A 14,428-nucleotide genomic window follows, 5' to 3' on the forward strand; every position below is an offset into this window, starting at 1 on the left:
AAATATATCTATTATGAAATTTACCATCGCATTAATGCTATTAGGCTTGACTGTATTGAGCTGCAAAAAGGAAACAAAAGTAGACACTTCTACCACAACAACAGACAGTGTAATTATTGATAGGGCACCAGCAGACACTGCTGTTGTTACCACTCCTGTGCCTTCCGATACTTTGCATACTGCAAATCCTGCAGCTACCAAAAAAACAGATACAGCTAAGGTTATCAAAAAATAATTTTTATCATTCATAGATTTTAAAGCCCGTTTTATTTAAAGCGGGTTTTAATGTCTTTTCCAGCAGCTGTCGGGATTATAGCTTATATTGAAAACTTATATTTATTAATATGATGATTTAATCTCTAAGAATTCAATAATATATTTTGTTTTTGCTAATTTATTTAACTTATTTTAACAGTTTACAAATTAATAAGGTTCAATATTTGTATTTGGTTTGATTGAATCTGATTTCATAAATTTTTTACTAAAACCATTAGGATAGCAGATAGAGAGCAGAAAATAAATTTTCAAATATTTTAATCTGAAAAATTTATTTTAAACGTGGTTTCAATAATAAATTTCACTATTTTTTATTGAAAATAAAATAAAAAAACTATGAAGACAATAAGCTGCATGAATATAGCTGAAGAAGTGCTATACTCATATGGAGGAGAAACCAAACAATACAAAAAAGGTGAGATTATATACAGAGAGGGAGACCATTCTCTTTATTACTTACAGATTACAGAGGGAAAAGTGAAGCTGAACAATTATGATGAAGAAGGAAAAGAATTCATACACAACATTCTCGGAAAAAATCAGAGCTTTGGGGATTCAATGCTCTTTTTGGATAAGTTTTATCCTATGAATGCCATTTGTATCAGTCCTTTGGAAATTATAAGAGTTCCGAAAGACCAGTTTCTCCAATTAATAAAGACAGACCCAAAGCTTTCTTTGGAAATGAATGCATGTCTTTCCCATAGGCTTTATTTTAAAGCAATTATGATGCAGAATATGGCCTCTCTGAATCCTACTTCAAGGCTCACTGGGCTTCTTAATTATCTTAAAAGCTATCATGATGACAGCTGTGGAAGCTGCTTTCATGTACAGCTTACAAGACAGCAGATCGCCAATCTGGTAGGTTTACGCGTAGAAACAGTGATCAGAGCTTTAAAAAAAATGGAAAAAGAGGGAAGCATTACCATAGAAAACAGGAAAATTATTTATTAATGCAGGGCTTAATATGACTGAGGTCATAAAAAAGTGAATTATTCAGGCGTACATTTGAAATATAAGTTTCAATACAATTCTTAAACCAGGTAAGGGCAGTTTAAAGCTTCAGGCTTTTCAGATGATTAAAAATTCCGGTCATTGCTCTACAGCATGAAGCAGCAGATTGCCATATGCCATTCATATTGATTTTATAAAACTCAGTGACAATACTGAAAATAGCAGCAGTTCAGAGAAATTGATGTTGAAACTTCTCCCGAAAGTATATAACCACAATTACTCAAATATGGATTGTCATAAAATAGTAAAAACATTAAAGCATAAGGATTTCATTAAAGTTTCTAACAGAGGAAATTGGTTTGAAGATGGTGCAGCTATCTATGCCAAAGAAATAAAGAATAATATTTTTTTATTATTTGTGATCCTGAAAGACATAGAGATTGAGAATATACAGGCTCTGATTGCACATTTCGACTGTTTCGGCAGTATAGGGCTGAAAGAACCGGAGCAGATCATGTTCTATCTTTCAATCAAAGACAAGGAGGACCTTCATTATTTTGAGAAATATTTAAAAATTTCCGATAACTAATAACCGCTACGAATATGATATTTGAAAACGACACTTTAATACATTCCGGATTATATGATAAAAACAATATGATAGAGAATGAATCTCTTTTCCCAAGTGCTATCAATTCTTACGGAGTTACCGCTTTTCTGATCAAATCATTAGAAAAGATAAAAAATAATGCAAAATGTGACATTCTGAAAAATGTAATTGACACTTATATTAAAGAATATATTCTGAATATCAGCGAGTATCATGGTAAAACTACGTTACCTCCGGAAAACCTGAATACAGAAATAAATATTGAAAATTCACACTTTACGCTCTATGCCAAAACAGCATACTATAAAGTATTAAAAGAAGAAGAATACCTCAATAAACTGCTAAGCACTTTGGAAAAAGACAGGGCAGAAAAAGAATGATCCATAAAAGATTTTTAGTTTGATTTTAACCTTCACACCACATTAAAAGATAAATTGATATGAAAAAGGATATCCAAAACAACAAGAAGTTAGACCAGTTGGAAGCACACAGCACTTCTAATGAAAACGAAAAACTAACAACCAACCAGGGGCTGAAAATCAACAATAATCAGGATTCGTTAAAATCCGGAGACAGAGGTCCTACCTTGCTGGAAGACTTCATTCTTAGAGAAAAAATAACCCATTTCGATCACGAAAGAATCCCGGAAAGAATTGTTCATGCAAGAGGCTCCGGAGCACATGGTGTTTTTAAACTCAAAAAAAGCCTTAGCGCCTATACTAAAGCGAAATTTTTATCAGAGGTAGGGAAAGAAACTCCTGTTTTTGTAAGATTTTCAACTGTAGCCGGAAGTAAGGGAAGTACCGATCTGGCGAGAGATGTAAGAGGTTTTGCCATCAAATTTTATACAGAAGAAGGAAATTATGACCTTGTCGCGAATAATATGCCAGTCTTTTTCATTCAGGATGCCATTAAATTTCCTGACTTGGTTCATGCTGTAAAACCAGAACCGGATAATGAGATTCCGCAGGCTGCTTCTGCACATGATACATTTTGGGACTTTATTTCGCTGATGCCGGAAAGCATGCACATGATTATGTGGCTCATGAGCGACAGAGCCATCCCGAGAAGTTTGAGAATGATGGAAGGCTTTGGAGTTCATTCCTTCAAGTTTATTAATGACGAAGGAAAAGCTCATTTCGTTAAATTCCATTTTAAACCTAAACTGGGAATACACTCTGTAGCCTGGGACGAAGCTCAGAGAATCTCCGGAGTAGATCCTGATTTCCATAAAAGAGATTTATGGGAAGCCATTGAAAACGGAGCTTATCCGGAATGGGATTTTGGTGTGCAGCTGATCCCGGAAGAGAACGAACATCAATTTGATTTTGATCTTCTGGATCCTACAAAACTGGTTCCCGAAGAAGAAGTTCCCGTAGAGATCGTCGGAACTTTAACCCTCAATAAAAATCCTGACAATTTCTTTGCAGAAACAGAGCAGGTAGCATTCCATCCAGGACATTTAGTTCCCGGAATAGATTTCAGTAATGACCCTTTGCTTCAGGGAAGATTATTTTCATACACCGATACCCAGTTATCGAGATTAGGATCGCCTAATTTTCATGAAATACCGATCAATAGATCTATCAATACAGTTCATAACAACCAGCGTGACGGGCATATGAGACAGCAGATTGCCAAAGGAAAAGTAAGTTATGAACCCAATTCCATCGGAGGCGGATGTCCTTTCCAGGCCATGATGTCAGAAGGCGGATTTACTTCCCATCAGGAAAGAGTTTCGGGTGAAAAGGTCAGAAGAAGAAGTCAGAGTTTTGTAGACCATTACTCACAGGCAAAATTATTCTATAACAGCCAGTCGGCTCCTGAACAGACCCATCTTCAGAACGCCCTTGTTTTTGAACTCTCGAAGGTAACAATACCCGAGATCAGGGAAAGAATGGTAGGACAGCTGAATTTTATTGATCATGATCTTGCCAAAAAAGTAGCCGAAAAATTAGGTGTGAAAGTTAAAAAATTAGAACAGCCTAACCACAGTATTCCTGCTGATGCTAATATCGCAGACCTTCAGAGTGAAGAAAGAGAGCCAAAGACGAAAATATCCCAGGCATTAAGCATGAAGGATACCGTTAAGGACACTATCAAAAGCAGAAAGATCGGGTTTATTATTGCCGATGGTACAGATGGAGCCGCTCTTACTGATCTGAAAACTAAACTTGAAAGTAAAGGGGCAAAAGTAGAAATTATTGCACCGAGTTTGGCTCCCGTTAGAACCGATAACGGACCAGTAATTCCAAAGCACTCTCTTACCAGTACGGCCAGTGTCTGCTTTGATGCTTTGTACATCGGTGCTGGAGAAAAGTCGGCAGCAGAATTGATGGCTCCCGAAAACAAGCATCTTAGTCTTCGCTTCATCAATGAAGCTTATAAGCATTGCAAGGCCATTTATTTCGGGGCAGGCACAGAAGAACTGTATAAGAGCAGCAATATAGCCATGAAAAAACATGAAGATCGTGCTGTGATTATTTCAAAAGACGGCGGAACTGATAAGCAGTTTATGACAGCAATAGCCGGACACAGAGTCTGGGACCTTGAAATGGAAAGAAATATGTAGACGAAAATACAACACACCTTCACACCACTAAATATTTAAAATTATGGAATTTCAAAAAAGCCTTTTAGAATATATAAGCCAGTCCCTCATGACTGCGGATGAAACAATTTCAATTGCAGAAAGCGTTACATCAGGATGTCTGCAGCTGGCTTTTTCACAGATGCCGAATGCCTCCCTGTTTTATAAAGGAGGCATGACAGCCTATACGCTCCCTCAGAAAGTAAAACTGCTGAATGTAGACAGGCAGGAAGCTGAAGAATGCGACTGTGTATCAGAAAATATTGCACGAACTATGGCTCTTAATGTAGCCAAGATATTTGAATCCGACTGGTCAATTGCAACCACAGGATACTGTACGCCCATCAGAAACTCATCTTATAAGATATTTGCTTACTTTGCTTTTTCTTATAAAGGGGAGATCATTCTTACCAAAAAGCTGGAGCTGCATCCTAAAACCCAGGCTCTGAATGCACAGTTATATTATACAGAATTTATTTTAGGATGCTTTAAAAGTGAAATTAACCAACTTCTAATTTTAAAGTAATTTCAGATGGGGGAATTAAAAGATAAATCCGTTCTTATTACAGGTGCAGACAGTGGAATAGGTAAGGCAACAGCGTTACTTTTTGCAAAGGAAGGGGCCAATATTGCCATTATTTATTATAAAGATGATAATGATGCCCAAAAAACAAAAGAACAGATTGAACAGCTGGGCAGAAAATGCATCATTTTTAGTGGGGATATCAATGATTACGATTTTTGTGAAGATACCACAAAGAAAGTAGTTTCCGAATTTGGAGGCATTGATATCCTCATCAATAATGCAGGCGTACAGTTTCCGGCAGAAAACATAGAAGATCTTGAAGAAAAAAATATCAGGAAAACTTTTGATTCCAATATTATAGGAATGATCCTGCTGACAAAAGTTGTGTTTCCTTACCTGAAAGAAGGTAGCAGTGTCATTAATACGACTTCTGCAGCGGCTTATCAGGGGCATCCCGAGCTTCTGGACTATGCCGCAACCAAAGGTGCTATTGTATCTTTTACACGTTCTCTGGCACTTCAGGCCAAACCAAACGGAATCCGCATTAATGCAGTTGCACCAGGCCCGGTTGCAACACCACTTACTAAAAAAACCTTTGGAGAGGAAAAAGAAGACCCTAACAAACCTCCTTTCGAAAGAAATGCTACTCCGGAAGAAGTTGCAGCCAGCTTTTTATTCCTTGCAGGTAATGGTGCCGCCCAGATCACGGGACAGGTTATTCACCCGAACGGCGGTCTGATTGTCAACGGATAAAATTCTGCAGCAATATCCAGCTTTGGGATTATAATTTTGATCTTAAATCTTTAACCTGCTGATTATGTCTAAAAAAAGTTTCTTTTACCGTAACAGTTTAAGTATTGTTTTGCTTTCATTAATGCTTTTGAGCCTTGTAGGACAGTTTTTCATGGGATGGAAAACACTGAATAAGGACCTCGCAGAAGAAGGCAGCTCAATGCTCAGCCTGGGAGCCTATGTCCGAAGTGGACATTTTATACAGGCTACCTTCGAAAACTGGGAAAGTGAATTTCTTCAGATGATGCTGTATGTTGTACTTACGGTCTCGCTAAGGCAGAAAGGTTCCAGTGAATCGAAATCCCTGGAAGAAAAAGAAGATGTAGACAGGGAACCAAAAGTCCATGCCAATGCTCCGTGGCCGGTAAAAAAAGGCGGAATATGGCTGAGTATTTATAAGCATTCCTTATCCTTAGCTTTTGCTATTTTATTTATTCTCAGCTTAGCAATGCATTTCTATGGAAGTATGAAGGAATTCAATGAAGAACAGGTCATAAAAAAAGAACCCACCGTTACTGCAGTACAGTATATATCAGGGTCCAGGTTCTGGTTTGAGTCTTTTCAGAACTGGCAGAGTGAATTTCTGGCTGTTGCCTCTTTAGTCATTCTTTCTATATGGCTCCGTGAAAAAGGATCACCGGAATCCAAACCGGTAGATATGGCTCATGATGAAACTCCTTAACTTAGTTTTTTTACTTTGGGTTTGGCTTTCATGATAGAATAATAAGAAGATGTAAAGGCAGACAGGCTTTGGTAACCCACTTTATAAGCAATCTGGCTTAAAGTATACTGCCCCGTATCAATCAGTTCTATGCTTTTTAATATTCTGACGAGCTGCAAGTATTTCTGAAGGGTAATTCCTGTTTCATTCTTAAAAATCCTCTGTAAACTCCTTACAGACATCTGTGCTTTTTCTGTCAGTTCATCAGTGTTCAGGCTGTATTTAAAATTTGAATTAATAGAGGTACAGACCGGAATAAGACGGACATCCGACGGAACCGGGATCTCAAGATAGCTGTTTTCTCTGCAGAAATTGGGAAGACTTTTTAGAATGGCTTTAAAAAACAAATCCTGTTCCTCATCTTCTTCAATCAGCTGATTCCATTTTGAGGCATATAAAAGCATTTCCTTCAAAACAGTAGGAACAGCAAAGACGCAAACATTTTGATAGAAATCATCATCAAAAACCGTTTTAAACAGAAAAACCATTAAATTGACCGTTTTTGCTTCTGAAGTTATCCTGTGTGCTTTTCCTGAAGGAATCCAGATCACATGATGCTGAGGCACAAGATAGATCTTCTGGTCTATATGGAAATACTGATACCCTTCTTCCACAAACGTAAGCTGGGAGCGCTGGTGAGCATGCTCATGATCATCATGTTTCCAGCCTTTTTCACACCAGACATAAGCTTCTTTTTCAATGGTGTCTACAAATCGGCTGTCGGTCTGTTCTGTTAAACCGCATTTTACGATGTCGTTCTGCATAGAATTTTTGGCAAATTTAATAAAAACGACAATACTAATTTTGTATTGTAATTATTATTCCATCAAAAAATGAAAAAACTAAGTACGGTTTTTGTATTAATTCTATTATTAAAAATCACCACAGTCATGGCACAAGACAGTAAAGCTAAAATATTGGTTCTTATTCACTCGGACAACGGCGGAACCTATGAACTGGCCAAAGAAATAGCATCCGGTATTGAAAGCAGTAAAAATGCATTTGCAGTTATCAAGCAGGTTAAAGAATCTTCCAATCCTAAACTGAAGAACATTCCTGTAGCGTCAGTAGATGAACTGCCTTCCTATGATGGAATTGCTTTCGGATCTCCGGTTTATTTTGGGAATATCAGTACTGGAATGAGTGAGTTTTTATCCAAAACTGTTCAATTATGGACCAGTCATGCACTGGAAGGGATGCCTGCAACAGTTTTTATGTCTGCCGGAAGCGGGGCAGGAAAAGAACTTGCACTGAATGCCTTCTGGAACAGCCTTGCGGTTCATGGAATGGTTTTGGTTTCCAACGGAATCAGAGGAACAGATAATATCAACAAAGCTATTCCACAGGGAAATACCGTGTTAGGTGTAACAAGCATGGCATCACTGAAAGATGTTGAAAGACCTACAAAAGATGAGCGTGGACTGGCAGAGCTGCAGGGAAGGAATTTTGCCAAAACAGCTTTAGCCCTTAAAGGAACATTCTCTAAAAAACTGGCAGCAGTAACAATTCCAGAAAAATCCCAGGATATCAATGATGTTTTGAAGCAGAAAAATATCATTCTTCCGCAGGTTCCGCAGCCTGCCGGTAATTACAAGCCGTTTGTACGCGCTGGCAATCTTGTATTCATCAATCAGGTTGCTTTGAAAGAAGGTAAAATCTTAAATCCCGGCAAATTGGGCGTTGACGTTACCGAACAACAGGTAAAAGAGGCTGCAAAAGCTACCATGCTCAATGTTATAGCTGTTTTGAAAGAAGCCGTAGGCGGCGATCTCAATAAGGTGAAACAATGTGTACAGCTGACAGGAATTTTCAATACAAAAGATGATTATACAAAACATGCGGACCTGATGAATGTAGCTTCGGATCTTACCGTAGAGATTTTTGGAGAAAAAGGAAAACATGCCAGAGCCACTTTGGGAGCTTCCTCTATTCCCGTGAATTCTTCTGTGGAGATACAGGCTGTTTTTGAGGTAGAATAAATTGCTTTTATCATTAAAAAAACTCTGGCAGCCGGAATTTTGGGCTGCCAGAGTTTTTAGCATTGGATATTAATATGCCTTAGTACAGTAAAATACTGAAACCAAGGCCGTTTTTGTTCTTTTAAATAACGGCATTGCCTTCTACACCGTCAGAATTATTTGTTTTAATTCCGGTAATAGCAGCGGTTACAAAACTGAACAGACTGACAAGTTTCCCGGCTTTTGTATCCCAGTAATAAGTTTCTTTAGGCTCTACGCGGATAATGGTAACGTTCGGATCATCTTTTCCGTCAAACCATGCCTTGGCCATTGGCGACCATTTGTCTTCAATGGTGGCTTTGTCTTTATAGACAGAGGCTTCACCATAAACAGAAAGGTATTGGGAATCGCTGTTGTTCATAAAGAACAGCTGCACCCTCCGGTCTTCCTTTATTTCAAAATTTTTATTGCTTGAAGCACTGCTGATAAACCATAAATTTCCACTATCATCCGTTTCCTGTAGGGTCATGGGACGGGAATTCACCGGTATGGTTTCAAGTTCTGTACAGAACATGCATATTCTTGCCTTTTCCGACAGTTTTTTGATCTTTTTAATAGCTTCCAGGTGGGTTAAATTCTGTGTTGACATAATATTATAATTTTAGTGATTGGTATTGAATTAAATTGATTTCCTCAGGAGCTGGAATCAATAATATTTATTTCATTAAATATTCAAATACCTGACCAAACACCACTTTTTTGTGGTAGTAACAGTTAAAAAAATTCTTTAAAAACATAAATAAAAGATGTTTTATTCTATGTAGCTTTGCATCATGCAGATCAAGCCATCCAAGCATTTATCATCATATATCCGGCATTATATCTTTTTAGAAAATGCAGGAAATGAGTGTAAACAGCTAAGGTTATTTACAGATGGCAGTACCGGGCTGATTTTATCCGGCAGCCGGAATTTTTATGCAGCTGGTTCAAATGATCAGGTTCCTTCTTCATTTTTTTACGGACAACCTGCAGGATATAAAGATTTTACAGCAGCAGGTTCATTTTCCATGATTGCAGTCGTTTTTCAGCCATATTTTTTTAATGTTCTTCTTAATCTTTCTGCAAAAGAGGTGAAAAACCAAATCATTTCAGCTGAAAATGTTTTAAAAAATGAATTGTTGTCTTTTCAGGAAGACCTTCTGTCCGGAACAGATCCCAGGTTTATCATTATTAAGCTTAATCATTTCTTTAGCAGATTCATGTCCGGAAAAATGAATTCCGATGATGAGCTGATCAGGGTTGTACAACAGTTTATGCTTAAAAACAAAGGTTCGGTATCTTCAAAAGAGCTGGAGCTGTTCACAGGGTATTCTGAGCGGCATCTTGAAAGGAAATTCGAAAATTATATGGGCATTACCCCGAAGAAATACGGAAATATCATCCGGCTTCATCATTTCATCAATCTTTTGAAGGAAAATGCAGGAAGTGAAAGTACGGCCAGTCTTTCTTATGATTCAGGCTACAGCGACCAGTCCCATCTGATTAAAGACTTTAAAAGCAATACAGGACTTACTCCCAATCAATATTTAAAAACAGAAAAGCTGGCAGTCAATTTTATCCAGTTACGCTGAAATGTCGGTTTTTTACAATCTTCAGGTGATCCTGAATGATAGCTTTGCAGAAAAAAAGATGGACAATCTCAAAATTTCTACTGCACAATTTGAAAATAAAAACGGTGACAAAGCATATAATCTTTCAGTAATAGAAAAGCTATCGGCTGAAGCAGCGGCTAAGGGCTCACAGGTCATTGCCTTTCACGAATGTTCGGTTACCGGATACACTTTTGCCAGAAACCTTTCCGAAGAACAGCTTCTGGATATTGCAGAATTTATACCTGCAGGCGAAAGCATAACAAAATTACAGCAAATCGCTGCAGAGCATAACATCACAATATTGGCAGGGCTCTTCGAAAAAGATGAAAATGGCCACATCTTCAAAGCCTATGTTTGTGTTGATGAAACCGGACTGAAAGCCAAATACAGAAAACTTCACCCGTTTATTAATCCTCATCTCACACCCGGAAATGAATATTGTGTTTTTGACATTCACGGGTGGAAATGTGGCATTCTTATCTGCTACGACAATAATATCATTGAAAATGTAAGAGCTACAAAACTTTTGGGGGCAGATCTTATTTTCATGCCGCATGTTACCATGTGTACACCTTCTACCAGACCGGGAGCAGGCTTCGTAGATCCGGAATTATGGAAGAACAGGGAATCTGATCCTACCTCGCTCCGCCTTGAATTTGATGGAATGAAAGGAAGAGACTGGCTAATGAAATGGCTTCCTGCAAGAGCTTATGATAACGGAATTTATGTGGTTTTCTCAAACCCTATCGGGATGGATGATGATCAGCTTAAAAATGGCTGTTCTATGATCATTGATCCTTTTGGGGATATTATTGCGGAATGCCGTTCGTTCGATGACAGTTCTGAAACCGCTACCATTTTTCCTGAAAAGCTGCATCAGGCCGGCGGAAGCAGATATATCAAGGCAAGAAGACCTGAACTGTACAGGGATATCATTGGGATGCCCCATCATCCGGAGCAGAAAGTGGTGTGGATGAAGGATAATGCTATTTAATCTGACTTAAGGGGCTGGAAGTTGGAAGATGGAAGATATTTTGTCAAAGGCACTCCTCGAAATTACCTCAGGATAGTCTATTCAATAAAAAATTTAATGAAATAGAATCATAACTGTTTTTAATCTCAATAACTTCCATCTTCCAGCTCCCAACTCCTTACTTTATCAATCCCTGAAGATCACTCCAGGCACCGCCGTTATGCACATGCCTAAAACCTCTTTCCTTTAAGATCTTTTCAGCCTTTATACTCCGTAAGCCATGAGAACAGACTGTGATATAAGTTTTATCCCGGTTAAGTTCAGTATACCTTTCTCTGATGGTTCCCAAAGAAATATTAACAGAACCTTCAATATGACCCGTTTTAAATTCTTTCTCTGTCCTCACGTCCAGAATAATGGCTCCTTTTTGGATTAATGTATCAAGGCCTTTATCTAACGTCTGGTATCTGTACACCCTGTAAACGATATAGACCGTAAGAATAATTCCGCAAAAAATCAGCCCATTTTTCATAATTTGCTTAGTATTTTATAGTCAATATAAAAGGTTCCGAAAGGAATAAAGCACGCCAGAATTACTTTCCAGGTAGTCTCCCGGAATTTCCACTGCTGTTCTACACCAACGCTTAACGTATTAAACAGAAAAAGCAGGAACAGGCTTCCGTGAACTGGTCCCATTAGTTTCACAAAAGAAGGGTTTCCTAGCCAGTATTTCACAGGTACAGCAATGAATACGAGGATCAGCAGGGATATTCCTTCCAGAATGGCCAGAACTCTCAGGCGTCCGGTTTTTGTTTTTAATAAATGTATCATAATTATCTGAAATAAGGTCTGTTGGCAATAGGGGAGAACGGCCACGGAATGGCAATAAATATAACTACCAGTGCAATTGTGAACCAGATGAGCATGGTTTTAAATTTTTCTCTGTCCGTAGGTTTCCGTTTGGCTAAAGCGGAACCGACGGTGATCAGAACAATAGCCGTAATCATAAGCAGGATGTGAATCATCCCGAAGAAAAGCAGGTCTAATGATGCTTTGGCCTCACTGAAATTTTTCCAAAAGTATTTTACAATTGGACTTTTCGTATAGAGAATGATCCCGAAAATCAGTTGAACATGAGCAATTGTAGCTGTCCAGTGCCTGACCAGATCTTCTTTTTTTGTAAATGTTTTATGATAAAAATATCCCTTAAAGGAAATCCATATGGCATAAATAAGACTTAATAAAACCACCCAACGGAAGAGGGAATGCAGAAATGTAAGCGTCTGGTACATTTTGAATTTTTTATAACATTCCAAAGGTATATAAAAACATACTAATTAGTATGTTTTTTGATAAAAAATTATTGAAAGGATTTAAAATAAGTCTTAAGTCCTTTTAAATAAATAAGATACACTGATTTTGAATTTTCCAGTTTTCCTAAATTTCTTACTCCCCAATAGCCGGACATTACAAAAACAGCAATTTCTTTTGCATCGGTATCTGCTTTTACGGACCCATTTTTCTTACCTGTTTCAATACATTCTATGATTGCATTTTCCCAATGAGCAGAAAGTGTGTTCAATGCTTTTGTAAATTCTATATTCCATGGGGCCATTTCCTGTGTGAAATTAGATGCCGGGCAGCCGTATTCAACCTTTAAGAAATCGTTTTCCATTAAAATTCCGTACATCAGTTTGTAAATGCTTTCCAAAGGATGGTCACTGTTTTTCAGGGGTTCAATGAAAGTGCTTTTGAAATTACTGATCAGAAGTTCGTTAATAATAGCCAATCCCATTTCATCTTTTGTTTTAAAATGGTAATAGAACGCCCCTTTTGTTACCTGGGTCGTTGCAATGATCTCATCAACGCTTGTGGTCTGATACCCTTTTACATAGATCAGTTCAAAGGCTTTCTGAAGAATATTCAATCGGGTGGCTTCTGATTTTTTCATTGGGATAAGCTGTCTTTACTGCAAAGGAACGGAAATTTTAAAAACCAAATATATTATTATTCTGATAATAAACTAGAATTTAAATAATTTTTATAATACAATTATTCATCGGAAATTTGCATAGTCAATTCAACAAAATTACAACGCAATGAATAATCAGAAAGAAATACAGATGAATATCAATTCTGCTGTGAAGAGCAAAGGACTTCCGGCAGCATTATGGGCATTAACCATAAGTGCATTTGGAATAGGTACTACAGAATTTGTAATTGTAGGGCTTCTTCCTACAGTGGCTGGAGATCTGGGAATCAGCATTCCATCAGCCGGGCTTCTGGTAAGCCTGTATGCCATCGGGGTAGCTATAGGAGCTCCGATACTGACAGCACTGACAGGGAAAATACCGCGCAAAATACTTTTAATCTCAATCATGATCCTTTTTGTTATCGGAAACGGACTGGCATCTATCGCCCCGGGATTTATTACTCTGGTCATGGCCAGAATCTTAACCGGGTTTGCACATGGCGTTTACTTTTCCATTGGCTCTACTATTGCAGCATCGCTGGTTCCGGAAGAAAAAAGGGCAACGGCTATTTCAATTATGTTTGCAGGACTTACCCTGGCTATTGTAACGGGAGTTCCCCTGGGGACTTTTATAGGGCAGCATTTCGGCTGGAGGGCTACTTTTATCGGTGTTTCTCTCCTTGGAATCATAGGGTTGCTGGCCAGTATGCTTTTGGTTCCCAAAAACCTTAAAAGTGATCAGACGGCTTCTTTAAAAAGCCTTCCCAAAGTATTGGGAAACAGACGTATGATTTTCGCATTTTTAATGACAGCAATGGGGTATGGAGGAACATTTGTTGTTTTCACGTATTTATCACCCATTCTACAGCAGATCACAGGATTCCAGGAGTCTACGGTTACTTTTATCCTGCTTATTTATGGAATTGCCATTGCTCTGGGAAATCTTTTAGGCGGAAAAACAGCGAATAAAAATCCTTTACAAGCACTTCTGTGGATGTTTGCAGCTCAGGGACTGGTATTATTTGCCTTTTATTTCACAGCTGGTGATCAGGTTTTAAGCATTATTACCTTATTTCTTCTGGGAGGCTTGTCTTTTGCCAGTGTGCCGGGGCTTCAGCTTCTGGTGGTACAGATTGCAGAAAAAGAACTTCCGGGAACCGAAGATGTAGCATCAGGGATCAATATTGCCGCGTTCAATATAGGAATAGCGATAGGGTCATATACCGGAGGAATTGTTGTAACATCTTCATTAGGCCTGGCAAGTACACCATGGATCGGAGCTTTATTCCTGTTGGCTACTGTACTGATTACCCTATACAGCATCCGTTTAAATAAAAATTAAAAATAGTTTTCACCTTTGGTATATTTTCAAAGACTGTCTTTTAACGGGGGCAGTCCTTTTATTTT

The 14,428-nt window shown here is 38.1% G+C and carries 18 protein-coding genes; 12 read left to right on the forward strand and 6 right to left on the reverse strand.

Annotated features, from left to right (window positions below; genetic code table 11):
- The first annotated feature begins 13 nt into the window (after positions 1 to 13).
- The 8 genes from ACTJIV_RS13535 to ACTJIV_RS13570 all read left to right on the forward strand — a co-directional run bounded on the left by ACTJIV_RS13535 (position 14) and on the right by ACTJIV_RS13570 (position 6,427).
- The gene (locus ACTJIV_RS13535; RefSeq protein ID WP_111953348.1) at positions 14 to 235 is read left to right on the forward strand and encodes a hypothetical protein; all 222 of its coding nucleotides are present in this window, start codon (positions 14 to 16) and stop codon (positions 233 to 235) included.
- A gap of 377 nt (positions 236 to 612) precedes the next feature.
- The gene (locus ACTJIV_RS13540; protein ID WP_223559511.1) at positions 613 to 1,227 is read left to right on the forward strand and encodes a Crp/Fnr family transcriptional regulator; all 615 of its coding nucleotides are present in this window, start codon (positions 613 to 615) and stop codon (positions 1,225 to 1,227) included.
- 286 nt (positions 1,228 to 1,513) lie between these two features.
- Positions 1,514 to 1,816, forward strand: a complete 303-nt coding sequence (locus tag ACTJIV_RS13545; RefSeq protein WP_146896905.1) for a hypothetical protein — start codon at positions 1,514 to 1,516, stop codon at positions 1,814 to 1,816.
- Positions 1,817 to 1,830: 14 nt separating this feature from the next.
- Positions 1,831 to 2,217 carry a hypothetical protein gene (locus ACTJIV_RS13550; RefSeq protein ID WP_111953352.1) on the forward strand — a complete coding sequence of 129 codons (387 nt, stop codon included), beginning with the start codon at positions 1,831 to 1,833 and terminating at the stop codon, positions 2,215 to 2,217.
- A 59-nt stretch (positions 2,218 to 2,276) separates the two neighbouring features.
- Positions 2,277 to 4,409, forward strand: a complete 2,133-nt coding sequence (locus tag ACTJIV_RS13555; protein WP_440628070.1) for a catalase — start codon at positions 2,277 to 2,279, stop codon at positions 4,407 to 4,409.
- Between the two features lie 43 nt (positions 4,410 to 4,452).
- Positions 4,453 to 4,953 carry a CinA family protein gene (locus tag ACTJIV_RS13560; RefSeq protein ID WP_111953356.1) on the forward strand — a complete coding sequence of 167 codons (501 nt, stop codon included), beginning with the start codon at positions 4,453 to 4,455 and terminating at the stop codon, positions 4,951 to 4,953.
- Between the two features lie 6 nt (positions 4,954 to 4,959).
- Positions 4,960 to 5,706 (forward strand): SDR family oxidoreductase, encoded by a 747-nt coding sequence (locus ACTJIV_RS13565; RefSeq protein WP_440628073.1) that lies wholly within the window; start codon positions 4,960 to 4,962, stop codon positions 5,704 to 5,706.
- A gap of 64 nt (positions 5,707 to 5,770) precedes the next feature.
- Positions 5,771 to 6,427 (forward strand): DUF6766 family protein, encoded by a 657-nt coding sequence (locus ACTJIV_RS13570; protein ID WP_440628075.1) that lies wholly within the window; start codon positions 5,771 to 5,773, stop codon positions 6,425 to 6,427.
- Here the strand turns inward: ACTJIV_RS13570 and ACTJIV_RS13575 are convergent.
- Positions 6,424 to 7,230, reverse strand: coding sequence for an AraC family transcriptional regulator (locus tag ACTJIV_RS13575; RefSeq protein ID WP_440628077.1), 807 nt, complete (start codon positions 7,228 to 7,230; stop codon positions 6,424 to 6,426). The two genes, ACTJIV_RS13570 and ACTJIV_RS13575, sit on opposite strands and share 4 nt — an antisense overlap.
- Before the next feature lie 69 nt (positions 7,231 to 7,299).
- Here ACTJIV_RS13575 and ACTJIV_RS13580 point away from each other — a divergent pair, with 69 nt between their 5' ends.
- Positions 7,300 to 8,445, forward strand: coding sequence for an Atu1372/SO_1960 family protein (locus ACTJIV_RS13580; protein ID WP_440628079.1), 1,146 nt, complete (start codon positions 7,300 to 7,302; stop codon positions 8,443 to 8,445).
- Positions 8,446 to 8,566: 121 nt separating this feature from the next.
- Here ACTJIV_RS13580 and ACTJIV_RS13585 read toward each other — a convergent pair whose 3' ends face one another.
- Positions 8,567 to 9,073, reverse strand: coding sequence for a pyridoxamine 5'-phosphate oxidase family protein (locus ACTJIV_RS13585; RefSeq protein ID WP_440628081.1), 507 nt, complete (start codon positions 9,071 to 9,073; stop codon positions 8,567 to 8,569).
- Between the two features lie 184 nt (positions 9,074 to 9,257).
- Between ACTJIV_RS13585 and ACTJIV_RS13590 the strand changes: the two genes are divergently transcribed.
- Together ACTJIV_RS13590 and ACTJIV_RS13595 are read left to right on the forward strand one after the other, a co-directional pair.
- Positions 9,258 to 10,055: an AraC family transcriptional regulator gene (locus ACTJIV_RS13590; protein WP_440628083.1), complete on the forward strand. Its 798-nt coding sequence runs from the start codon at positions 9,258 to 9,260 to the stop codon at positions 10,053 to 10,055.
- Between the two features lie 58 nt (positions 10,056 to 10,113).
- Entirely contained in the window at positions 10,114 to 11,070 is a 957-nt protein-coding gene (locus ACTJIV_RS13595; protein ID WP_440628223.1) for a nitrilase family protein, read from the forward strand.
- A 157-nt stretch (positions 11,071 to 11,227) separates the two neighbouring features.
- On the opposite strand, the gene ACTJIV_RS13600 is transcribed toward ACTJIV_RS13595, so the two are convergent.
- From ACTJIV_RS13600 to ACTJIV_RS13615, 4 genes are all read right to left on the reverse strand, one after another.
- The gene (locus tag ACTJIV_RS13600) at positions 11,228 to 11,581 is read right to left on the reverse strand and encodes a rhodanese-like domain-containing protein (RefSeq protein WP_440628085.1); all 354 of its coding nucleotides are present in this window, start codon (positions 11,579 to 11,581) and stop codon (positions 11,228 to 11,230) included.
- Positions 11,578 to 11,880, reverse strand: a complete 303-nt coding sequence (locus ACTJIV_RS13605) for a DUF3817 domain-containing protein (protein ID WP_111953374.1) — start codon at positions 11,878 to 11,880, stop codon at positions 11,578 to 11,580. Before ACTJIV_RS13605 ends, ACTJIV_RS13600 begins: the two co-directional genes overlap by 4 nt.
- A gap of 2 nt (positions 11,881 to 11,882) precedes the next feature.
- The gene (locus ACTJIV_RS13610) at positions 11,883 to 12,341 is read right to left on the reverse strand and encodes a hypothetical protein (protein WP_440628087.1); all 459 of its coding nucleotides are present in this window, start codon (positions 12,339 to 12,341) and stop codon (positions 11,883 to 11,885) included.
- A gap of 68 nt (positions 12,342 to 12,409) precedes the next feature.
- Positions 12,410 to 13,000, reverse strand: coding sequence for a TetR/AcrR family transcriptional regulator (locus tag ACTJIV_RS13615; RefSeq protein WP_440628089.1), 591 nt, complete (start codon positions 12,998 to 13,000; stop codon positions 12,410 to 12,412).
- A 148-nt stretch (positions 13,001 to 13,148) separates the two neighbouring features.
- On the opposite strand from ACTJIV_RS13615, the gene ACTJIV_RS13620 reads away from it, so the two are divergent.
- Positions 13,149 to 14,363 carry an MFS transporter gene (locus ACTJIV_RS13620; protein ID WP_440628091.1) on the forward strand — a complete coding sequence of 405 codons (1,215 nt, stop codon included), beginning with the start codon at positions 13,149 to 13,151 and terminating at the stop codon, positions 14,361 to 14,363.
- Positions 14,364 to 14,428: the final 65 nt, after the last annotated feature.

Origin of the sequence: Chryseobacterium sp. 22532 (assembly GCF_052044665.1) — a bacterium.
In the GTDB taxonomy this organism is placed as follows: domain Bacteria; phylum Bacteroidota; class Bacteroidia; order Flavobacteriales; family Weeksellaceae; genus Chryseobacterium; species Chryseobacterium lathyri.